Source organism: Flectobacillus longus, from assembly GCF_030056705.1.
GTDB classification, from domain to species: domain Bacteria; phylum Bacteroidota; class Bacteroidia; order Cytophagales; family Spirosomataceae; genus Flectobacillus; species Flectobacillus longus.
Genome location: NZ_JASHIC010000043.1, coordinates 1 through 22,428, shown reverse-complemented (window position 1 = coordinate 22,428; position 22,428 = coordinate 1). Strand labels below are relative to the sequence as shown.

Annotated in this window: 20 protein-coding genes; 12 read left to right on the top strand and 8 right to left on the bottom strand. The window is 37.5% G+C overall.

Annotated elements, in window-relative coordinates:
* Window positions 1–211: 211 nt before the first annotated feature.
* The 5 genes from QM491_RS24260 to QM491_RS24240 all read right to left on the bottom strand — a co-directional run bounded on the left by QM491_RS24260 (window position 212) and on the right by QM491_RS24240 (window position 4,830).
* A complete protein-coding gene (locus QM491_RS24260; RefSeq protein WP_283330146.1) occupies window positions 212–841 on the bottom strand; it encodes a Crp/Fnr family transcriptional regulator in 630 nt (209 codons plus the stop codon).
* A 373-nt stretch (window positions 842–1,214) separates the two neighbouring features.
* Complete coding sequence (locus QM491_RS24255) at window positions 1,215–2,420, bottom strand: NAD(P)/FAD-dependent oxidoreductase (RefSeq protein ID WP_283330144.1); 1,206 nt, start codon at window positions 2,418–2,420, stop codon at window positions 1,215–1,217.
* 159 nt (window positions 2,421–2,579) lie between these two features.
* Window positions 2,580–3,077 carry a DUF6691 family protein gene (locus QM491_RS24250; protein ID WP_283330143.1) on the bottom strand — a complete coding sequence of 166 codons (498 nt, stop codon included), beginning with the start codon at window positions 3,075–3,077 and terminating at the stop codon, window positions 2,580–2,582.
* A gap of 88 nt (window positions 3,078–3,165) precedes the next feature.
* Entirely contained in the window at window positions 3,166–3,738 is a 573-nt protein-coding gene (locus tag QM491_RS24245; RefSeq protein WP_283330142.1) for a YeeE/YedE family protein, read from the bottom strand.
* Between the two features lie 603 nt (window positions 3,739–4,341).
* Entirely contained in the window at window positions 4,342–4,830 is a 489-nt protein-coding gene (locus QM491_RS24240) for a hypothetical protein (RefSeq protein ID WP_283330141.1), read from the bottom strand.
* Window positions 4,831–5,178: 348 nt separating this feature from the next.
* On the opposite strand from QM491_RS24240, the gene QM491_RS24235 reads away from it, so the two are divergent.
* From QM491_RS24235 to QM491_RS24215, 5 genes are all read left to right on the top strand, one after another.
* Complete coding sequence (locus QM491_RS24235; RefSeq protein ID WP_283330140.1) at window positions 5,179–5,688, top strand: gluconate 2-dehydrogenase subunit 3 family protein; 510 nt, start codon at window positions 5,179–5,181, stop codon at window positions 5,686–5,688.
* A 128-nt stretch (window positions 5,689–5,816) separates the two neighbouring features.
* Window positions 5,817–7,529 (top strand): GMC oxidoreductase, encoded by a 1,713-nt coding sequence (locus QM491_RS24230; protein WP_283330139.1) that lies wholly within the window; start codon window positions 5,817–5,819, stop codon window positions 7,527–7,529.
* 153 nt (window positions 7,530–7,682) lie between these two features.
* Complete coding sequence (locus QM491_RS24225; RefSeq protein WP_283330138.1) at window positions 7,683–8,810, top strand: AAA family ATPase; 1,128 nt, start codon at window positions 7,683–7,685, stop codon at window positions 8,808–8,810.
* A gap of 2 nt (window positions 8,811–8,812) precedes the next feature.
* Window positions 8,813–9,730, top strand: a complete 918-nt coding sequence (locus QM491_RS24220; protein WP_283330137.1) for an HNH endonuclease family protein — start codon at window positions 8,813–8,815, stop codon at window positions 9,728–9,730.
* Window positions 9,731–9,865: 135 nt separating this feature from the next.
* Window positions 9,866–12,205 carry a M1 family metallopeptidase gene (locus tag QM491_RS24215; protein ID WP_283330136.1) on the top strand — a complete coding sequence of 780 codons (2,340 nt, stop codon included), beginning with the start codon at window positions 9,866–9,868 and terminating at the stop codon, window positions 12,203–12,205.
* A gap of 50 nt (window positions 12,206–12,255) precedes the next feature.
* Here QM491_RS24215 and QM491_RS25580 read toward each other — a convergent pair whose 3' ends face one another.
* On the bottom strand, window positions 12,256–12,378 hold the full coding sequence (locus QM491_RS25580; RefSeq protein WP_510186162.1) for a DUF3861 family protein: 123 nt from the start codon (window positions 12,376–12,378) through the stop codon (window positions 12,256–12,258).
* Window positions 12,379–12,766: 388 nt separating this feature from the next.
* Here QM491_RS25580 and QM491_RS24210 point away from each other — a divergent pair, with 388 nt between their 5' ends.
* The 4 genes from QM491_RS24210 (at window position 12,767) to QM491_RS24195 (ending at window position 17,705) form a co-directional block, all read left to right on the top strand.
* Window positions 12,767–14,182: an MBL fold metallo-hydrolase gene (locus tag QM491_RS24210; RefSeq protein WP_283330135.1), complete on the top strand. Its 1,416-nt coding sequence runs from the start codon at window positions 12,767–12,769 to the stop codon at window positions 14,180–14,182.
* Between the two features lie 267 nt (window positions 14,183–14,449).
* Entirely contained in the window at window positions 14,450–15,835 is a 1,386-nt protein-coding gene (locus QM491_RS24205; protein WP_283330134.1) for a cytochrome ubiquinol oxidase subunit I, read from the top strand.
* A gap of 27 nt (window positions 15,836–15,862) precedes the next feature.
* Window positions 15,863–16,897 (top strand): cytochrome d ubiquinol oxidase subunit II, encoded by a 1,035-nt coding sequence (cydB, locus tag QM491_RS24200; RefSeq protein WP_283330133.1) that lies wholly within the window; start codon window positions 15,863–15,865, stop codon window positions 16,895–16,897.
* Between the two features lie 487 nt (window positions 16,898–17,384).
* Window positions 17,385–17,705 carry a rhodanese-like domain-containing protein gene (locus QM491_RS24195; RefSeq protein ID WP_283330132.1) on the top strand — a complete coding sequence of 107 codons (321 nt, stop codon included), beginning with the start codon at window positions 17,385–17,387 and terminating at the stop codon, window positions 17,703–17,705.
* 233 nt (window positions 17,706–17,938) lie between these two features.
* On the opposite strand, the gene QM491_RS24190 is transcribed toward QM491_RS24195, so the two are convergent.
* Entirely contained in the window at window positions 17,939–18,307 is a 369-nt protein-coding gene (locus tag QM491_RS24190) for a winged helix-turn-helix transcriptional regulator (protein ID WP_166549839.1), read from the bottom strand.
* A 123-nt stretch (window positions 18,308–18,430) separates the two neighbouring features.
* Here QM491_RS24190 and QM491_RS24185 point away from each other — a divergent pair, with 123 nt between their 5' ends.
* The 3 genes from QM491_RS24185 to QM491_RS24175 all read left to right on the top strand — a co-directional run bounded on the left by QM491_RS24185 (window position 18,431) and on the right by QM491_RS24175 (window position 21,277).
* Window positions 18,431–19,225: an SDR family oxidoreductase gene (locus QM491_RS24185; protein ID WP_283330131.1), complete on the top strand. Its 795-nt coding sequence runs from the start codon at window positions 18,431–18,433 to the stop codon at window positions 19,223–19,225.
* A 19-nt stretch (window positions 19,226–19,244) separates the two neighbouring features.
* Window positions 19,245–19,562 (top strand): nuclear transport factor 2 family protein, encoded by a 318-nt coding sequence (locus QM491_RS24180; protein ID WP_283330130.1) that lies wholly within the window; start codon window positions 19,245–19,247, stop codon window positions 19,560–19,562.
* A gap of 302 nt (window positions 19,563–19,864) precedes the next feature.
* Entirely contained in the window at window positions 19,865–21,277 is a 1,413-nt protein-coding gene (locus QM491_RS24175; protein ID WP_283330129.1) for an MBL fold metallo-hydrolase, read from the top strand.
* An 84-nt stretch (window positions 21,278–21,361) separates the two neighbouring features.
* Here QM491_RS24175 and QM491_RS24170 read toward each other — a convergent pair whose 3' ends face one another.
* Window positions 21,362–22,120, bottom strand: a complete 759-nt coding sequence (locus tag QM491_RS24170; protein WP_283330128.1) for a LytR/AlgR family response regulator transcription factor — start codon at window positions 22,118–22,120, stop codon at window positions 21,362–21,364.
* Window positions 22,121–22,428: the final 308 nt, after the last annotated feature.

Sequence of the window (22,428 nt, the reverse complement as noted above, 5' to 3'; positions counted from 1 at the left end):
ATGACTCACTGAAAATACGACTTTGACGAATCTCGTATTTTGTACTTTTCCCAGTTTTAGATTTTGAAGTTGCCATTATTTGTTGCTTTTTGAGGGCAACCTATTTTAGGCAAGGACAAAATTACACTCAAAACTCATCACTCACAATTCAGCACTCATACTTAAGTATGTTGATGGAGAAATATTTATTATTTATCTCTATCAACTATACTTAACATAGTTCTATTTTGTTTCTTGAAAGTTTTACTTTTCCTAATTTTTCTAATTGCTTCAATAAACGAGATACAACTTCTCGAGAGGTAGCGAGTTCGCCTGCCAAAACTTCATGTGTGATATTGATAACAGAACTTTTACTTTGTTTGCTTTTGCGTTGCAATAGGTTGAGTAAACGTTCGTCGAGTTTATGAAATGCGATTTCATCAATAGCGTTAAGTAAATCTTCAAAGCGACGCTGATAGGTCAGAAAAACAAACTGTTTCCAAGTATTGTACTTACACATCCATTCTTCTACTTTTTCGACTGGAATAGTGATGAGCTTTGTTTTTTCTTCAGCAATAGCTAGTATTTCACTCTGTTTACGGTCTAGACAACAACTCAGTGACATCGCACAAGAATCCAATCCTCCTAGATAGTATAATAGTGCTTCGCGGCCTTCATCGTCGGGTCGGAGGATTTTGATTGAACCACTAAGCACGATTGGGACAGCACGGATATATCCACCCGGACGCATGATTACATGGCCTTCTTCTAATTCCATGTAGTTGCCAATTTGTTCGAGCTCATCAAGTAGCCCCTTTTCAAAAATACCTATAAATGTCTCTTTTACAAAGGATAGATTCATGGAGAAAGTGTGTCTATTTAAGTATGAGTTGTGAATGTTGAACTGTGAGCTTCAATAATAGATTAACAAACAACAAGTAGTATAAATGTTTCCCGCCGATTTTTATTAATACTTAAATGATAGAATAGTTCAGGGATAATGACTGACAAGTTACAACTTATATATCAATATATGAATTACTATTGATATTACTCGATAAGCAAAATTATAGAATGATTAGGATAAAGGGTAGTATATAGATTTATTTAAAGTGCAAGAATCAGGATAAATATAAGCTTTAGACTATATTCATCCTGATTTTATGAGAAAACAAATACGAAAAATTAGATAGTTTATTATCGAAGACTCAAAGTAAGGGTTATTATGTTGAATTTTATGCTTTTCCTGTCAGGATTCTATTCCAGTATAGCCATGGTAAAATATATTTTTTGAGCAACCACATAGACCAACGCGGTTTGGCTTGGTCAAATGGGAAAGTCATCTTTGGGGTATTGCTATAGTCGAACTCGGCAAGCATAAGTTTACCATATTGGGTTGGTATTGGACAAGCACTGTAGCCAGTATATTCGGCTGTGGGTTGTTGCTGAGCTAATACCCTCAATACATTTTCGACTACAACAGGTGCTTGCTTACGAATAGCAGCACCTGTTTTGCTACAGGGAGCATTGGTACAATCGCCCAAAGCAAAGACGTTGGGATAGCGGCTATGTTGCATGGTATTTTTATTGATTTCAACATAACCTAACGTGTTTTTAGGATCTGCTAGGGGACTTTTCTTGATAAAGTCAGGTGCACTTTGAGGAGGTACAGCATGACACATATCAAAGCTTAAACTTTTGTGAACAATCTCACCATTAGCATTTTTTTGTTCGTATAAAATTGTTTTACTTTTTCCGTCAATTGCTACAGTATTAGCGCCAAAATGTGTAAAAATGTGATTGTCTGCTACGACTTTCTCTAATGTTTGAGCATATTCTTTTACGCCAAAAATTACACCTGCTCCAGACACATAATGCACTTCGCACTGCTCTAGAATACCCTTTTTACGCCAATAGTCGCAAGCCAAATACATGATTTTGTGAGGTGCTCCCCCGCATTTGATAGCGGTACTTGGGTTGGTAAAGACCGCTACACCTCCCTTAAAATTTTTGATGAGTTCCCAAGTATAAGGTGCTATTTCAAAAGAGTAATTGCTCGATACTTCGTTTTTGCCTAGAGTGTCTGACAAACCCTTGATATTTTGCCAATCGATTTGGATACCTGGCGCCACTATCAAAATCTTATAAGTGTATTTGGCGCCACTTTTACAAGTAACTTGGTTTTGCTCTGGCTCAAACGTTGCTACGGCATCTTTAATCCATATACTGCCTGCTGGGATATAGTCTTTTTCGTTTTTTTCAGTGTCAGCAATATTAAACTCTCCAGCACCCACCAAAGTCCATGCTGGTTGATAATAGTGTTTTTCTGATGGCTCAACGATACCAATAGATAACCCAGATTTTTTTTGTGACAATTGGGCTGCAACAGATAAACCTGCGTTGCCACCACCGACTATCAGAACTTCGAATTGATTATTCATGGCTCAGGAATTTGGTTTTTTCTGCAAATTCTATAAATAATCAAAGACATTCTGTGATATATGTTACATAGGTAAAGGTTATTTGAAAATTAATATAATAAGAAAAGCACCTTACAAGGGTGCTTTTCTTCTCAACTAGTAGTATTTTAAATTTGAGCCTTAATTCGGTAACTTCTCTTTGAAGTACCCATACGTCCAAGTACCTGCAATAGCACTCAGTAGTGTAACAATTACAGCTACGAAACCACTACCAATTTGAGCGAATAACGGACCAGGACATGCGCCTGTAATAGCCCATCCTAATCCAAATAACAAACCACCATAGATTTGTCCTTTTTGGAATTTTTTGGGATGAAACTCTACCGTTTCACCTGATAGTGTTTTGATATTGAATTTTTTAATGAGAAAAACCGAAATCATGCCCACTACCACAGCACTACCGATAACGCCATACATGTGGAAGCTTTGTAAACGAAACATTTCTTGAATTCTGAACCAAGAAATAATCTCTGCTTTTACGAAAACGATACCAAACATAATTCCTACGATGAGGTATTTGAGATTGGATAAACCGCTTTCTGAAGTTTTCATGTCGTTTGGCGCTTCGCAAACGAATTCTTCTTTTTCTACTATCGGAGTTTCAAATGTCGATTTCATGATAATATTTTTATGAAAAATATATGAGAGGAAATAGGGATAGCTCTTTTAACACTCTGTGCCTTTGCTCCTTTGTGCCTGTTCCCTTTTAAAATAACTTAAATATCAATGGTAATAACAAGTGCGTTGAAGCAAAACCGCCAACCATAAAGCAACAAGTTGCAATGACTGATGGGACTTGTAAGTTAGAGATACCCATAATGGCATGTCCCGATGTACAACCGCCTGCCCAACGTGTGCCAAATCCTACCATAAAGCCACCAATTACAAAGAATATCAACCCTTTTAAACTAAAAATATTTTCAGTTGCAAAAATATCTGAAGGCATCAAGCCATTAAAGTCTTTAATCCCTAAGGCACTTAAATCTTTAATTGTTTGTGGATTGATCACAATGGTATTTGGATTCGCTAAGAAATTGGTTGCGATAAAACCACCAATTAATACGCCCAAAACAAATACCAAATTCCAGATTTCTTTACGCCAATTGTATTTAAAAAATGGTATATCTGCTGGCATACAGGCTGCACAGATATGTCGTAATGATGAGGATATACCAAATGATTTATTTCCGATTAATAATAGGGTAGGGACAGTGAGTCCGATTAAAGGACCTGCTACATACCAAGGCCACGGTTGTTTAATGAATTCAAGTAGTTCCATGATTATGTTTAAATTGATTATTAATAATGTCTATAGATTAAGTATTTTATTTTCTAATTTCTTAAAAGAATATAGAATGTCTATAACGCTGAGTAATTTATTTGTAAAAAATGCTTGAAAATTAAAAGATCTCTATCAGAAGAAATAGATAGCATAAGTATCATTTAAACAAATAGTTAGCGATATTTAGTTTCAAAAAGAATAAAGATAAGTCGTCACTGAGTAGATGATTATTCTTTTTTGATGATACAAAGTTATTTTAATGATAAGGCATTAAATGTAACTTTTATCACATAGCGCAAATTTTCTGTAAAGAGACTATTATTAATGGATAGAATTACTTTCTTGGGTGAAATAAAAAATGCCGAAAATGGTTTGACACCATCCTCGGCATTCAACTACTCGGATGTAAGAAATTTGCTTACAAAAAATGTTGATTAGTCTTTTGTTAACATTCAAGTTGATTAGAAAATAGCTTTAAAGTGTTGAGACACGAGATGTTAATGCAAAATAAAATTCAGCTATTCGGCTGTCAGCCATGGGCATTAGGAAAAAGTTTTTCTGCCTAATGCCTACGACTTATTGCCTAAAGCGTATGAATACTTAAATGGCTACCAATTTTGTTTCTACTTTTTCTTCGTTCATGAACGACAAGTCAAGCTTGATGTTTGGCAATAATTCCTCTTCCAATTGATTTGCCCATTCATTGAGATACAGCATGACATCGTCACGGTAATTGTGGCGCATTTTGTCACGGCGCTCTAGAGGAATTCTAGCTAAAACTTTTTTATCACTCAAACGTTCTAGATTCTGTAAGTCGGATGTTGTCAAACCATGGTTGAGCATATCTGCGATGAGAAGATCCATTGGAAGCCCACTGGTAGGACAATATTCCTCTACCTGTTCGCGCCAATCGCCACGGCCTTGCATCGCAAACTCATGAATTTGCGCTTTGCTAAGTTGGGTTAATTCTTGCGCCAAGTTGCCACAGTTACAACTTCCCATGTGCCCCCATTGGTATGGATTTCCGCTAGATAGCTTTTGTGCCGTACGACGCAAGGCTTGGATGAGTTCTGGATTTGCATGTGCCATAAAATACAATAGGATATAATGAAACAATCTTTTGAATGAAGGCTAAACTCGCTGTTTGTATATTTTGTTTAAGTAAATTTTTTATTAAAAATATTATATTTTATGCTTCCGGTAACCTAATTGAGAAGGATAAGCATTTATGAAAATATGTGTATATTGGGAGTTATTGCCTGTAAAAATTTTGCCTAATATTTTTTTGCAAAGATTTTGGATAAAAAAGTATTAGTCGTTTCGTTAAAGCTTACTCGGTCTGAGTATTCAATACTATTTTTCAAGCTATAATAAAGATAAGAAATATCCCCAAAGACTAAAAATAATCCCATTTTCTTACTACTAAAAGACAAACTTATGGAAAGACGTAATGCCTTAAAAAGTATGGCGATGCTCATCGGAGGAGCGATAGCCTTACCCGAGTGGGCAAATGGTTGGTCGACCAACTCTCTGACAACACAAAATTGGTTGCGTCCTAATTTAGCAAGTGTATTAAGCGAAGCAGTTGAAACCATTATCCCAAAAACTAATACGCCAGGGGCAAAAGACCTTGGTTTGGATACTTTTGTACAAAAAATGATCGCCGATTGCTACTCCAAGGAAGTGCAATCAGCTTTTGCCAAAGGTATTGGTCAAATAGATGCTGTAGCGCAACAACAATATAGTAAACCATTCACGCAGCTCGATACTCCACAGCGAATAGAGTTATTGAAAGGCTTTGAAAAAGGTGCCGAAACCAAAGATTTTTATGGTTTGCTTAAAGGTTTAACGGTTCGTGGTTATCTCAATTCTGAGTATGTGATGACCAACATCACACATTATGAAATGGTACCAGGTAGATACCATGGATGTGTAAAAGTAAAATAAGTAATAAGGCTTTAGGAAATGAGCTATGGGCATTCAGCAAAAATGCCTCTATGATTTAAATAGAAGCGCTTTTTAGACATAAATCTGTAGACCGAATCCCGACAGCTCTTCAAATAATCATTGATTCCATGAGTAATTTTAATATAGATAGTACAAAAAATAGAACCTACGATGCCATTGTAATTGGCTCAGGTATTAGCGGTGGCTGGGCAGCCAAAGAATTAACAGGAAAAGGCTTACGTACGTTGGTGCTCGAACGTGGGCGAGATGTACGTCATGTGGTAGATTATCCGACCACAATGTTACAACCTTGGGAGTTTGAACACAGAGGACAATTGCCTTATGAAGTCAAGCAAGAAAACCCCATCGTAAGCAAATGTTATGCCTTTTATGAAGGCACAACGCAGTTTTTTGCCAAAGATAAAGAACATCCTTATGTACAAGAAAAGCCTTTTGATTGGATTAGAGGTTATCAAGTAGGTGGAAAATCGTTACTATGGGCACGCCAAACGCAACGTTGGAGTAATTTTGACTTCGAAGGACCAGCACGTGATGGCTTTGCGGTAGATTGGCCTATTCGTTATAACGACTTGGCGCCTTGGTATAGTTATGTCGAAAAATTTGCGGGTATTTCAGGCAATAAAGACGGTTTGGATACACTTCCAGATGGTGAGTTTTTGCCACCTCACGATTTGAATTGTGTCGAGAAGTATTTCAAGGAACAAGTTTCCAAAAATTACAAAGACCGCCATATTATTATTGGTCGTGCGGCGCATATTACCAAAGCACAACCAATTCACTTGCAGCAAGGTCGTGCGCAGTGCCAGCATCGTACTATTTGTGAGAGAGGTTGTCCATTTGGGGGATATTTTAGTAGTAACGCCTCAACAATACCTTGGGCAATGAAAACGGGTAAAATGACACTTCGCCCTGATTCGGTAGTTCACTCGATTATTTATGACGAGAAAAAAGGCAAAGCAACGGGCGTAAGGGTAATTGATGCGAACACCAAAGAAATGATTGAGTTTTATGCTAAAATCATTTTTGTGAATGCCGCAGCGTTGAATACCAATTTGATTTTGTTGAACTCCACCTCAAATCGTTTCCAAAATGGTTTGGGTAACGACAGTGGCGTTTTGGGTAAATACGTTGCTTTCCACAATTACCGTGCGCGTGTGTCAGGCGAGTATGATGGATTATTGGATTCAACAACCGATGGTCGTCGTCCGAACAGTGGTTATATTCCTCGTTTCCGCAATGTGTATAAGCAAGAAACGGACTTCTTGCGTGGATATGCCGCAGGTTTTGATGGTCGCCGTATCGAGTATAACAGCAGCGAAGGTATCGGAGAAGATTTGAAAGCAAATCTTGGAAAGGTAACACGCGGAGCATGGAGTGTAGGTTCGCACATGATGGGCGAGACTATCCCGAAAGAATCCAATTACGTTGCACTCGACAAAGCATTGAAAGACCCTTATGGTATTCCGCAATTGCGTATTGCTGTAGGTTATGATGATAATGACGAAAAGATGGTCAAAGATTACTTGCAACAAATGACAGATATGTTTGAAAAAGCAGGTTTTAAAAATATCAAGACCTACGATTCAAAACAAGCTGCTGGTTTGGATATTCACGAAATGGGTGGTGTGCGTATGGGTAAAGATCCTAAAACCTCGATGCTCAACAAGTGGAATCAAATGCACGCTTGTAAAAACGTATTTGTCACCGATGGAGCATCGATGACATCAACCTCAACGCAAAACCCATCATTGACTTACATGGCGATGACAGCTCGTGCAGCCGACTACGCCGTAAAACAAATGAGAATGGGTAATTTATAAGCTTATCCAAAAACACTTTTTAGCCCAATGCACTGCTTGTATTGGGCTTTTTGTTTTGTATAGACTTATGGCGATTAGCGGTTTTTATGATTACATTTGTGTATAGTAAAAAGAAAAATTTTGTCGTTTATAACAGATAAACAACTGACCGATATGCCTCCAATAGCACTTAAATCCTTTCATATAAAAAATTACAAAGGTATCATAGACACGAAAGTTGAAAATATCCCATCAGGTACACAATGGATTTTTTTGACAGGTGAAAATGGTATTGGTAAAACTTCTATTTTGCAGGCGTTTGTAGAATACACGAACACCTTTATGTCAACTAAGGATTCATATTTACACTTTTTACATCACAAAGATGAAATCTATATTACCCCTCCAAGAAGACTTAAAGAATATCTTATTGATAGATACGAATATGAACCTCTTATTTATTCAATGATAGGTTATGGTTCATCAAGATTGAGAGTGTCTGATAAAATGCCAATACAATTAAAAGATGTTTTTGGATTTTCAAATAAAAATCATTCTTTATTTTCTAATGATGTATTATTAATAAATATAGAAGAACGTCTTAAAGATTGGTATCTAAACTATAAAAAAGGGTTTCAAAAACTTGAAGAGCTATTCAAATGTTTATTGCCAAATCTGGATAAAATAATAGTTGAGTTTGATGAAATAATTAAAGCGTCTACGGTAAAATACTTTGAAAAAGATGTTGAAAATAGCATATATGACGGTGTAACATTTGAAGAACTTGCAGCAGGATATAAAAATATTATTGCTATAGTTGGAGATATGGTTTATAGATTCTCTTTAAAGCAAGATGTTGAAGACTACAAAGATTTAGAAGGCATCATCCTAATTGACGAATTCGAATTACATCTTCATCCAAAATACCAGAAGCTTTTTGTAGAGAAACTTACCGAATTATTTCCCAAAATTCAATTTATTGTTTCTACACATAGTCCTATTCCTTTGTTGGGTGCGCCAGCCAATTCGGTAATCATTAACGTCACACGTACTGAGGAAGAAGGCATCCAAGCCAAATTGTTAGATATAGATTTTAGTGTGCTTACACCCAATACTATTTTAAGTTCACCAATTTTTGGTTTTCAAGACTTAATTCCAGATAGTAAAAGCAATGATAAGATGATTAGGACGGAGGATACCTACAAAGAAGTTTTGTTTCATGACCAGTTAGATAAGCAAATAGATGAATTTTTGACAGATGATAGAAAGCAAGAGTTGTTAGACCTATTAAAAGAAAAATAATCATGCGGAAAGTAGTTAAAGACTTAGATAATATACCTACATCATTGATCAGCCAAGAAGCTATAGACAGTTTACGAAACGTTATTGATACAAAAGATAATAACTTGATAAAAGCTGATATTTATAGAGGGAAATATCTTAAAACAGATGGAAGTAAAGGTGATGAAGTTGTAGAAGAGTTAGCTAAAATATATCATGAAAAATGTGCCTATTGTGAAGAACGAACTTTAATATACATAGAACATTACCGTCCAAAGGGGAGAGTGCAAACTACAAAGCATGGGGGCTATTATTGGTTATGTTATGAATGGAGTAATTTACTACCCTCTTGCCATGAATGCAATAAAATCGGAGGAGGTAAAGCTGACCAATTTCCTGTAAGTAACAAACATCTGACTTATGCTGATTGTCTTACTGACCAGCAGATTGACTCTTTAAAAGTAAAAGCTACCTATCTTAACTCAATAGAAGCTCCTTTTTTACTTCATCCAGAAATAGATGAGCCGAAAGATTTTTTAGCATTTGAGATTGATGCTAATAAAAATGGGGTTTCTATGATAGGGATTGATGAAACAGGAAGGGGTGATAAAACGATTAGTATTTGTAATCTAAATCGTCAGCCTCTTTTGTTAAATAGATTAGACTACATAAATGACTATGTGAATACTGAAATCAAAAAGCTCTTTGCAAAGCTTTCTAAAGGGATAATATCCAAAGAAACGTTTAGTGAGGAAATGAAAGAATTATTTCAAGAATTGGATAATCAAAAAATGGACGAAAAAAGACCGTTTACCTTACTAAGATGGTTTGTCATGGAGAGTGCAGACAATTTTCATAAGCTTGCCATTTCAAATCTATCAAGAAATGAACAAGAAGTAGCCCTTGCTTTTTTCAAAGCCTACAAAAACGGCACGTTATAGTTTAGAAGCGTATCAGAAATCTACTCAATTCGCTCAACTCCTGACTTTACCCGCCAAATAGCATACAAAAACCAACTACTTAAAACTGTTTTTTTCTTAATTTCGTCAAAAACATTTTTCACCAACAAATCGACCATGAAAAAAATACTGTTGATTTTTTCTGGCTTGGTTGCTTTCTCTAATTTAGGGGCTTTGGCACAACAAACTGCCAACCCTTATAACGGCAACAAGCGTTTTGAACAACTAGGCACTGACTTGCCTACGCCAAACTCGTATCGTACTGCATCGGGTGCGCCTGGCAAGGACTATTTCCAACAACGTGCTGATTATGATATCAAAGTAGAACTAGACGATATTCAACGTAAAATCACTGGTTCTGAAACTATCACGTATTTCAATAACTCTCCTGATGAGCTTCGTTACCTTTGGTTGCAATTAGACCAAAACCTTTTCAAGGAAGATGCCATCGGTAATACTACCAAAACGGGTGGTTTGGGTCCGCAAGCTAGTACAGCTCAATTCAAAAATTTGACTGATCCTAAAAAATACGGTTATAACATTACATCGGTTCGTGATGCTAAAGGTGGTAATTTACCTTACACGATCAACAACACGATGATGCGTATTGATTTGCCAGCTCCATTGAAATCGGGTGCTAGTGTTTCTTTCTCGATTGATTGGAATTACTTGATTACTGAGTACTATGGTCGTTCGGGTTATGAATATTATGCGAAAGATGGCAATTGTAATTACTTCATCGCACACTGGTTCCCTCGTATGGCTGTGTACAATGACGTATATGGTTGGCAACACAAACAATTCTTGGGTCAAGGTGAATTTACTTTGAACTTTGGTAACTACAAAGTAGCTATCACAGCGCCAAACGACCATGTAATTGGTGCTTCAGGTGAATTGCAAAACCCTGCTCAAGTATTGTCAGCCGAACAATTGAAGCGTATGGAGAAAGCAAAAACTGCTACTCGTCCAGTATTAATCGTATCTCAAGAGGAGGCAGAAGCTGCTGAAAAAGGTAAACCAACAGGAAAGAAAACTTGGGTTTATAAAGCTGATAACGTTCGTGACTTTGCTTTCGCTAGTTCACGTAAATTTATCTGGGATGCTATGCAAGTAGACGTAGAAGGCAAAAAAGTGTGGGCTATGTCTTTGTACTCTAAAGAAGGTAATCCACTTTGGGGACAATATTCAACAATGGTTGTAGCACATACCTTGCGTTCGTACTCGAAACACTCTGTGGCTTATCCTTACCCTGTTGCGTATTCTTGTCACGCTACTTCGGGTGGTGGTATGGAATACCCAATGATTTCATTCAATGGTGGTCGTCCTGAGCCAGATGGTACTTATTCTGAAGCTACAAAGGCTGGTATGATTGGTGTAATTATTCACGAAGTAGGTCACAACTTCTTCCCAATGATTATCAACTCAGATGAGCGTCAATGGTCTTGGATGGACGAAGGTTTGAATACTTTCTGTCAATATTTGGCAGAACAAGAGTGGGATAGAGATTTTCCTTCTCGTCGTGGCGAGCCTCAGTATATTGTGCCTTACATGAAAACTGACCCTACTCAACAAGTGCCTATCATGAGTGGTTCAGACAATATCATGGCATTTGGTCCGAACGCTTATGCAAAGCCTGCAACAGCTTTGAATATCTTGCGTGAAACCGTAATGGGTCGTGAATTGTTCGATGCAGCATTCAAAGAATATGCGCGTCGTTGGGCTTTCAAACAGCCATATCCTGCTGATTTCTTCCGTACTATGGAAGACGCTTCTGGTGTGGATTTGGATTGGTTCTGGCGTGGTTGGTTCTACGGTGTTGAGCCTGTAGACCAATCTATCGAAACAGTTGAATGGTTTGGTATCGACAACCAATCTCCTGAACAAAAGAATGCAAAAGCAAAAACAGAAGCAGAAGCAAAACGCCAAACGATGAGTAATATCCGTAACAAAAAAGATATTTCTCAAACCGTAGTAGAAGCTAACCCTGATATGCGTGATTTCTACAATAGCTATGATCGTTATGCAACTTCTGAAGCAGACAAAAAACGTTTTGAGCAAGCAACAGCAGGTCTTTCTGACGAAGAGAAACAATTGGTGAATGGCAACAAAAACTTCTATGTAGTGAATTTGAAAAACAAAGGAGGTTTGCCAATGCCAGTGATTATCAAAATGGTATTCGAAGATGGTACAGACGAAGTAGTTCGCATTCCTGCGGAAGTATGGCGTTTGAATGACAAAGAAGTGAAAAAAGTAATCCCTACTGATAAAAAAGTAGCAAAATGGGTACTTGACCCATTCTATGAGATTGCCGATATCAACACAGAAGACAACGCATTCCCACGTGAACCAGAGCAACCAACTCGTTTCCAAGTGTTCAAAGGACAACGTCCTGCTATGCCAAACCCAATGCAACAACAAAAACAGGCAGCAGGTGCAGTACAAGGTGCTAAGAAATAATTTTTAGCTAATTAAAACAAAAAGGGTTGTCTTTAGACAACCCTTTTTGTTTACCTATCTTTCAGCTTTTTAATAAAAGCTAAAAATGCAGGTTTTAACTCTTCAAGTAAAGGATTTTCTTTATTTCGGAGCATTACTTCACTAAACAGCTTTAGTCCTAAGGCAAATTCGATTGCTTGACGCTCGTTTCCAAAGAGATTTTTTTAGTTGTCATGATTTTTATAAAAAGATAAAATAATTGAAGACTCACCGATAGAAAATCGGCTTATGTTTTCAACAAATTTACCTTTTTATAAAATTCATGATTTCTGTTGGTTGGAGACCAATCTCCGTAAATTGTAGATTTATCAATGAAGACTATTTCGTTCTATAAACTAAGATGGGAGAGGTTCTCTATAAATTGTTTAAGATTAACATCAAATAATAGTATTTATCATTTTTTCAAAAAAAACTTTTGTTATAAGTAACATATATCACAGAATTCGGTGTTATAAGCTTATAATTTTGAAGCATAGATTGATTAAATAGACATTTAAAAATATTCATAACTATCTTAAAGCCATGAAAATAGAACAAATTTATACAGGATGTTTAGCGCAAGGTGCATATTACATTGAATCGGAAGGTGAAGCAGCCGTAATTGACCCACTTCGCGAAGTACAGCCTTATATCAACAAAGCACAACGCAACGAGGCTACAATCAAATATGTTTTTGAAACGCACTTTCATGCTGATTTTGTTTCAGGACATATCGACCTTTCGCAAAAGACTGGTGCACCTATCGTGTACGGTCCCAATGCAGTAACGGGCTTTGATGCACATGTGGCAAAAGATGGTGAAGAGTTTCAGTTGGGCAAAGTAAAAATCAAAGTACTGCATACTCCAGGACATACCATGGAATCAACTTGCTATTTGTTGATTGATGAGAATGGACAAGAAAAAGCCCTTTTTAGTGGAGATACCTTGTTTATTGGTGATGTAGGTCGTCCTGATTTGGCACAAAAATCTGATTTAACAATCAATGACCTTGCTGGATTTTTGTTTGATTCTTTGCGTAATAAAGTGATGACTTTGCCAGACGACGTAATTGTGTATCCTGCGCATGGTGCTGGTTCGGCCTGTGGTAAAAACATGAGCAAAGAAACAACAGATACTTTGGGCAATCAAAAACAAACCAACTATGCACTTCGTGCTGATATGTCGAAAGAGCAGTTTATCAAAGAAGTAACAGATGGCTTGAGCAAGCCACCACAATACTTCCCACAAAACGTAATGATGAACAAGCAAGGTTATGAAAGTATCGATGTTGTAATGAATCGTGCAGCACAAGCTTTGTCTCCAGAGGCATTCGAAGCGGCAGCCAACGAAACAGGTGCTGTATTATTAGATACTCGTAACGCACAAGTTTTTAACAAAGGGTTTGTGCCAAATTCAACAAATATTGGCTTGAACGGACAATTTGCACCTTGGGTTGGGGCATTGATTCCAGACTTGAAACAAGAAATCTTATTGATTACCGACAAAGGACAAGAGGAAGAAACCATCACTCGTTTGGCTCGTGTGGGATATGACTTTGTGATTGGCTATTTGGATGGAGGCTTTGAGTCTTGGGAAGCTTCAGGCAAAGAAATTGACACAGTGGAGTCAATTGATGCAACCGAATTTGCAACAAGACTAGCTTCAGAGGAGGCTCCATTGGTAATCGATGTGCGTCGTCCTGGTGAGTTCTCAGCAGAACACGTAGACGGAGCAATCAACTTGCCATTGGATTATATCGACGAAAATCTATCAGAGTTTCCAAAGGATAAACCATTTTATATTCACTGTGCTGGGGGCTATCGCTCGATGATAGCTTCATCAATTTTGAAAGCACGTGGTATCGACAATTTCATTGATATTGATGGGGGCTTTGGTGCTATCCAAAAAGCAGGTATCAAAACAACCGATTTTGTATGCCCATCGACATTGAAAAAGTAGGGGAGAGGGATTAGGCACTAGGCAACAGTTAAAAACTAATGCCTAGTGCCTAATTGCCTATACCCTTAGAAAAGACCTTTTTTTAGTATGATTTTAGGTAAAAATTGTAAAAGATACAGTTGCTTCGACTGTATCTTTTTTTTTATCGTTTTCTACCCCAACTTTAGGGGAAATTGATTTTAGGAAAATAGTTTTTCAACAAAACTTTCTTGAAAAACGCTAGCCACTACCTCTTCAATACAATCTCAACCTAAACTTCACAATGTTATGGATACAGCGTTTTTATCCCGCATTCAGTTCGCCTTTACGGTGGCGTTTCACTACATTTATCCACCTCTGAGTATTGGTCTTGGTATAGTGATGGTTATCATGGAGGCCCAGTATCTGCGTACAGGCAAAGAAGCTTATGCTCAGATGACCCGCTTCTGGATAAAAATCTTTGCCTTGATTTTTGGTATTGGCGTAGCCACTGGAATTGTAATGGAGTTTGAATTTGGTACTAACTGGGCAGTCTACTCTCGCTATGTAGGTGATATTTTTGGAAGTGCCTTGGCAGCAGAAGGTATTTTTGCTTTTGCCCTCGAATCGGGCTTTTTAGGAATATTACTTTTTGGATGGAATAGAGTAAGCCGACGAGTACATTTCTTCTCAACCGTCATGGTGGCTTTGGGCTCTATGTTTTCAGCTATTTGGATAGTAGTAGCTAACTCTTGGCAACAAACGCCAGCAGGATTCCGAATCGAAGGCAAAGGACTCTATGCCCGTGCGGTGATTACAGACTTTTGGGCAATGGTTTTCAATCCCTCTTCTGTCGAAAGGCTTTCTCATGTGCTGTTGGGTTCTTTTTTAGCAGGTTCGTTTTTAGTACTAAGTGTCAATGCCTATTATTTACTACGAAATCGTCATGTCGAAATTGCTCGTAAAGGATTTAAAATTGCTTTAGTTGTGGCTACGATTGGCTCGCTATTGCAACTATTTTCAGGACATAAATCAGCGGATGGTGTAGCACATAATCAACCTGCCAAACTAGCAGCTTTTGAAGGTCATTATGAAGCTTCTGCCGTAGCGGATATGTATTTGTTGGGCTGGGTAGATACTAAAAAACAGGAAGTGTCAGGGCTAAAAATTCCTAAAGGACTAAGTTTTTTACTGTATCAAGATTTTAACAAACCTGTTACAGGCTTAAATGCCTTCAAGAAGGAAGACCAGCCCAAAGCCGTCAATTTTGTATTTCAGACCTACCATTTGATGGTTGCCATTGGTATGACTTTGATTGCATTGACTTTGCTGGCGTCGTTCTTGTGGTGGAAAGGCAATTTATTTGAACAACGTTGGTTGTTACAAATTTTTGCATGGTCAGTATTATTACCACAATTAGCCAATCAATTGGGCTGGTATTCGGCGGAGGTTGGGCGCCAACCTTGGGTGGTATATGGTTTGCTGAGAACATCCGATGCTTTGTCGCAATCCCTGAAAGCATCACAGGTGGTATTTTCATTGATATTGTTCACCTTGGTGTATATTCTCTTGTTTGGCTTGTTTGTGTATTTGCTCAACAAAAAAATCAAACATGGTCCAACCGACGACTACTCCGGAGATTATTCAGATGATATTCCTGATTATTCAAAACGTGATAACCCAATTTTACAATAAGCTAAAGCCTTTGGCAAAACACATATTATGGAAACAATCTTTGGACTCGACTTACCTACGTGGTGGTTTTTGGTTGTAGGTGGTGTATTTACTGGATATGCCATTTTGGATGGTTTTGATTTGGGAGCAGGGGCTTTACATTTATTTTTCAAAAAAGAAGAAAGTCGCCGTATTGCACTCAATGCCATCGGGCCTGTATGGGACGGTAATGAAGTGTGGCTAGTAATAGGAGGAGGGGCGTTATTTGCAGGTTTTCCAGTAGTATATGCGACGGTGTTTTCGGCTTTTTATGAGTTGTTTATGCTGTTTTTAGTATTGTTAATTTTTCGTGCAATCTCCATTGAATTTCGTTCCAAAGAACCAATGGCATGGTGGCGTCAGCTATGGGATGTGAGCTACAGCGTTTCAAGTATTATGCTGGCGTTGTCTTTGGGGTTGGTACTTGGTAATATCATTCAGGGTTTGCCTATAGACGACCAATTTATTTATAGAGGAACCGTAGGCGATTTCTTTAATCCATTTTCTATTTTGATGGCTATTACTACGCTTTCGTTGTTTATGATGCACGGTGCTATTTATTTGGTGATGAAAACAGAGAATCGTCTTTATGCAAAACTGACAGTTTTAGTAAAAAATACCACCATCTTTTTTGTGTTGATGTTTGCTTTAAGTACGGTTTACACGCTGTTATATTTGCCACACATGGTCGAAAGGTTTAAGGAAGTACCGATGATGTTTTTCTTCCCTGTACTTACAATTTTGGCTGTAGCTAATATCACTCGACAGATTACTAAACGTAAATATCGTTTTGCTTTTTTCTCTTCAGCTTTTGTAACAGCAATGTTAATGGCTTTGGTGGCTGTAGGCTTATTCCCTAACATTGTGTTATCCACAATCGACTCACAGTTTCACATAGATATCTACAATGGGTCATCAACCAATAAATCTCTGAAAATTATGCTTACGTTTGCCGCCATTGGCGTGCCTTTAGTGGGACTCTATACAGGTTTTGTATTTTGGACATTTAGAGGAAAAGTGAAATTGGACGAAACAAGCTACTAGCTGAGATACGTTTAATTTTAGATTGATGCGTCATTTCTAATTGAGTGAATGAGTGATTTTCTTTAAATCTCCAGATATATTATCAAGCATATTGATATCATTTGGTATAATGAGAAAATGTATCTCTTAACAGCTTATCAAACATGAGTTATCCAGAATTTTAGGATTGGGATTATTCACCAAGTTTTTATCAAAAAAGGGGTCGAAAAATATTTTTCGACCCCTTTTTTGATAAAAACTATGCTAGATATGACTTGGCTTAAGACGCAATCATTGCGTCTATACTGCTAGAATATAAATTTTAAAATAATCACGAAATCACTCAATCTCAATTCACTAAATTAGGGATACAGGAATATTTTTTTTAAATAAAATGTCCTATGTAACATATATCACTGTACAGCAGTGACTTTATGCCGAATTTTGGTCTATAGTTAACAATACCACGAGGTATTATTTAACCATTAATATTTAAACATCTAAGACCATGTTCAATTTTTTTAAGACTAAGAAGAACTACGAAAACCTTTCTTCAACAGCATTTAAGGCTATGATTTCAGAAAACCCTACTGCTGTTATTATTGATGTTCGTACTGCTCTGGAATTTAAACAAGGTTCAATTCCGAAGGCAATAAATATAGATTTGATGGATGTGAATTTTTCACAAAAAATAGCTCAGTTATCTAAGGACAAAACCTACTTGGTGTACTGTCGCAGTGGTAATCGTAGTGGGTCGGCATGTAAATATATGGGCGATAACGGCTTCGAGCAGGTGTATAATTTGTCTGGCGGTATTATGAGTTACTGATGAGTCAATGTTTTTTAAATACCTTAACCACTAGTAGACTTTAAGAGAGTAGATTATAGAAAGGGCAACTCAAAACTCGATGGAATTTTTCTGTCGAGTTTTTTTATGTCAGTAACTCGCCAATTGACCATCCTCAAAATAATGAGTTAAGAAGCCAGATTCAACAATATTTCGATGCTTGTCTCGTTGGAGATAACTTCAACAAGGACAAAATGTATTGTGTTGTTGGTTATTTATTCGTTTTCTGCATTTAATCGTTTCATAATAACCGATCGTAGTTTTTCTTCGTTATCATCGCCCCATTGCCCTAAAACCGAGAGCACAGGAATTAAAGACTTACCAAATTCAGTCAGGCTGTATTCTACCTTTGGTGGAACAACAGGGTAAATTTTCTTGGTCACTAGATCGTGGGCTTCCAATTCATTCAACTGGATATTCAACACCCTACGAGTTGCATCGGGTATTTTACGTTGTAGTTCGCTGGGGCGTTTGTGCCCTTCATTGATAAACCACAACAAACGGATTTTCCATTTGCCGTAAAGCACTTCTCCAATCAAATCGAGACCACAATTCAGGTTTGGTAAAATTTTTCTCTCATACATAAAACAAATGTAATCCATAGTTCTAAAAGGTGCAATATGGGAATAATTTAACCCTATTCGAATCGTATTTCCGTAATTGTTTCATGTATATGTATGTCAGAAATTTGTACAAAAAAAACAGAAATGGAACAACAATTTAATTTCAATAATGAGTTATCGGGCAAAATTGCCTTGGTAACAGGAGGTACAAAAGGGACAGGAAAAGCCATTGCAGAAAGGCTTTTACAAGCTGGGGCAACGGTTATTATTACCGCAAGAAACCCACCCGAAAAAGAAAACAGCAATTTGTATTTTATTGCTGCGGATTTAAGCAAGGCAGAAGATGCACAAAAAGTAGTCAGCGAAGTACTATCGACTTATGGGACACTAGATATTCTTGTGAACAACCTTGGGTCTTCAGTAACTCCTGCTGGTGGTTTTGCGGTGTTAACGGATGACGATTGGGAGTTAACCTTACAAGCTAATTTACTTGCTCCTGTTCGACTAGACAGAGGATTTTTACCGCAAATGTTAGCTAAAAAAAGTGGTGTTATTATTCACATAGCTTCTATTCAAGGTAAACTACCGCTATATGATTCCACATTGCCCTATGCAGCCGCAAAAGCAGGATTGATTAATTATAGCAAAAGTTTATCAAATGAAGTTACCCCAAAAGGAGTTCGTGTCCTAACTGTTTCGCCAGGTTGGATAAATACAACAGCATCGAAAGCTTGGTTGGGCGAGATTGCAAGAAATGCCAATAGTACTGTAGAAGAAGCACAACAAAGTGTGATGGACGCTTTGGGCGGAATTCCTTTTGGTCGCCCAGCCCAACCTGAAGAGGTGGCTGAATTCGTGAGCTTTTTGGTTTCACCAAGAGCCAATTATTTAACAGGGACAAATTATGTAATTGATGGTGGCACAGTACCAACCATTTAATCATCTAAAAATCAAGAATATGAACTTACCAAATGTAATTATAGATTTAACAAAGGCACAAAATAGTTTCGACAGTATGGCTTATGCCAATTGTTTCACAGAAAACGCCACAGTCTTTGACGAAGGAAAAAATCATAATGGGAAAACAGAAATCCAACAATGGATTAAAAAAGCTAATGAAGAGTACCAAGCCGTGATGAAACCTGTGGAATATTTAGCAAAAGAAGAAGTCTTAAAAGCAGAAGTTTCAGGTAATTTTCCGGGTAGTCCCATTGTGTTATCGTATCATTTTAAATTAAAAGATGGACTAATTGAGTCGTTGAAAATTACGGGCTGATATTAGAGTAATAAATCACACTTAAGGTTTCACAAGTTGAATTTTTTTCTGCCCTTGTTGGAGAAAACCACGATTTTAAGAGAGTAGATTATAGAAAGGGCAACTTAAAACTCGATGGAATATTTCTGTCGAGTTTTTTTATGTCTTAAGATTTATTTATCAGCATTGTGGTTCATCATTTTTTCCATTGACATTTATCACCGAGCCTTTGTGAGGAATGTTACAGAAGAGCGTGGAGGACTGGACTAATTTTGTTCTATCAAATTTCAAATAGGAAAACATTTTTTAACCAACTGAAAGTCATGAAAGTAGAACAAATTTATACAGGATGTTTAGCTGAAGCAGCGTATTATATCGAATCAGCAGGAGAAGTAGCCATTATTGACCCTCTTCGTGAATCGAAGCCTTATCTTGAGCGTGCTGAAAAAGACAATGCAAAGATTAAATATGTTTTTGAAACGCACTTTCATGCCGATTTTGTTTCGGGACATATCGATCTTTCTAACAAAACAGGCGCTACTATTGTATTTGGTCCAACAGCTCAACCTGCTTATCCTGCTTATATTGCCGAAGATGGAGAGGAGTTTAAAATCGGTAATATCAAAATCAGAGTTTTGCATACTCCTGGTCATACAATGGAATCTTCTTCGTTTTTGTTGATTGATGAAAATGGTAAAGAAAATGCTATTTTCTCTGGTGATACACTTTTTATTGGAGATGTGGGCCGTCCTGACTTAGCCGTAAAATCTGACCTTACTCAAGAAGATTTGGCTGGGTTATTATATGAAAGTCTCCAAAATAAAATTTTGACTTTGCCCGACGATGTGATTGTATATCCTGGACATGGCGCTGGCTCGGCTTGTGGTAAAAATATGAGTAAAGAAACAACTGATAGATTAGGTAACCAAAAGCGTTTTAACTATGCTTTGCAGGCAAAATCGAAAGAGCAATTTGTGAAAGAAGTTCTTACAGGTTTGGTAACGCCGCCTCAGTATTTTCCTAAAAATGCCGTAATGAACAAAATGGGTTATGCCAACGTAGATGAGGTAATTGCCAAAGGGACACAAGCCTTAAGTCCTGCGGCATTTGAAGCAGCTAGTAACGAAGAAAATGCCCTTGTGTTGGATGTTCGTGCTGCGAACGATTTTGCCAAAGGGTTTATCCCAAATGCAATTAATATCGGTCTTGAAGGGCAATTTGCTTCATGGGTTGGGACTTTGATTACCGATTTACAACAACCAATTTTATTGATTGCAGAGGAAGGAAATGAAGAAGAAGCTGTGTTGCGTTTATCGCGCGTGGGTTATGACAATTGTATAGGATATCTAAAGGGAGGCTTCAAAGCTTGGGCTGAAGAAGGTCGTGAGATAGATACTGTAAATACTATCTCAGCGGAGGAATTCGCTAATAAATTTAATCAAGACAACGCCATCAAAGCCATAGATGTTCGTCGTAAAAGTGAATATGATTCAGAGCATGTAGTGGGAGTTGAGAATGCGCCTTTAGATTTCTTAAACAACTATATGGCAAGTATCGATCGTGATGCTACAACGTATGTGCACTGCGCAGGAGGATACCGCTCAATGGTGGCAATCTCTATCTTGAAAGCGAGAGGGTTTGAAAATCTTGTTGATGTAACAGGGGGCTTTAGTGCTATCAAAGCAACAGGTAAGCTGAAATTGACGGATTACGTTTGTCCTAGTACGCTCTTATAATTGAGTGATTATTTTATGTTTTACTAGTAGAGACGCAATGCTTTGTGTGTTGCGTCTCTACCAATTTATGTATCTCTTATTCAATTATTTGAGTCTTTCCCAAAACTCATCTACTTTTTCGGGTGAAATACCTGCTACTAATCCGCCTTTGATATTCAAATACCCCCCGTCGCTTTTGACAAACTCGATTACCGTTTGGAGATTGACAAGGTAAGATTTATGCGTTCTGAAAAAGTAGGGAATATAAAAAAGAATTTCTTCAAAATGTTTAAGATTTCGACTTGCTAAAATTCTAGTTCCATCCTGTAAATACAATTCACTGTAAGAGCCTTCACCTTTTATCATCAGAATGTCTGAAGGGCTTAGTAGCTTATAATTTTGTCCGTTGGGTACAACAATTCTTTTATCTTCCCAAGATTTTGACACATTCAAATTACCTTGTAAGGCTTTTAGCTGCTGATTTTGTGATTGTTCTCTTTTGCGACTAAACCTATCAATAGCTTCAATTAGCTGTGTATGTTGAATGGGTTTGAGCAGATAATCAATTGCCGAAAACTTAAATGCTTGTAGGGCATATTCGTTGTAAGCAGTGGTGAAAATGATACCGAAGTTTACTTCTTCCTCATCAAAAAAATCCAATAGTTCAAGTCCGCTATGCCCTGGCATTTCGATGTCCAGAAATATAAGGTCTGGCTTATATTTTTTAATAGCTTTTATCCCTGATGGCAAGTCACTACATAATGCTTCTACTTGTACTTTGGGGCAATATTGCTCAACGATTGCATTGAGTAGCACTCGTGCTTTGGGTTCGTCGTCTATGATTATGCTTTTTATGATGCTCATTGTTGGGGGTGTTTTAGGGGTATAGGGGTGAGGGGTTAGTGAACAGGGACAAAGGCACAGAGTGTTTTGTTAGGGTATAGGGGTTAGGGTATAGGGTTTAGTTTTTTGAAAAAAGGTTGAAAAAAAAGCAAAAAAAGTTGTTCAAAACCGAGTAGATAAGGCTGGGGTCGTTTTTTTTCTAATTGCCTATTGCCTATTGCCTATTGCCTATTGCCTATTGCCTATTGCCTATTGCCTATTGCCTATTGCCTATTGCCTATTGCCTATTGCCTATTGCCTATTGCCTATTGCCTATTGCCTATTGCCTA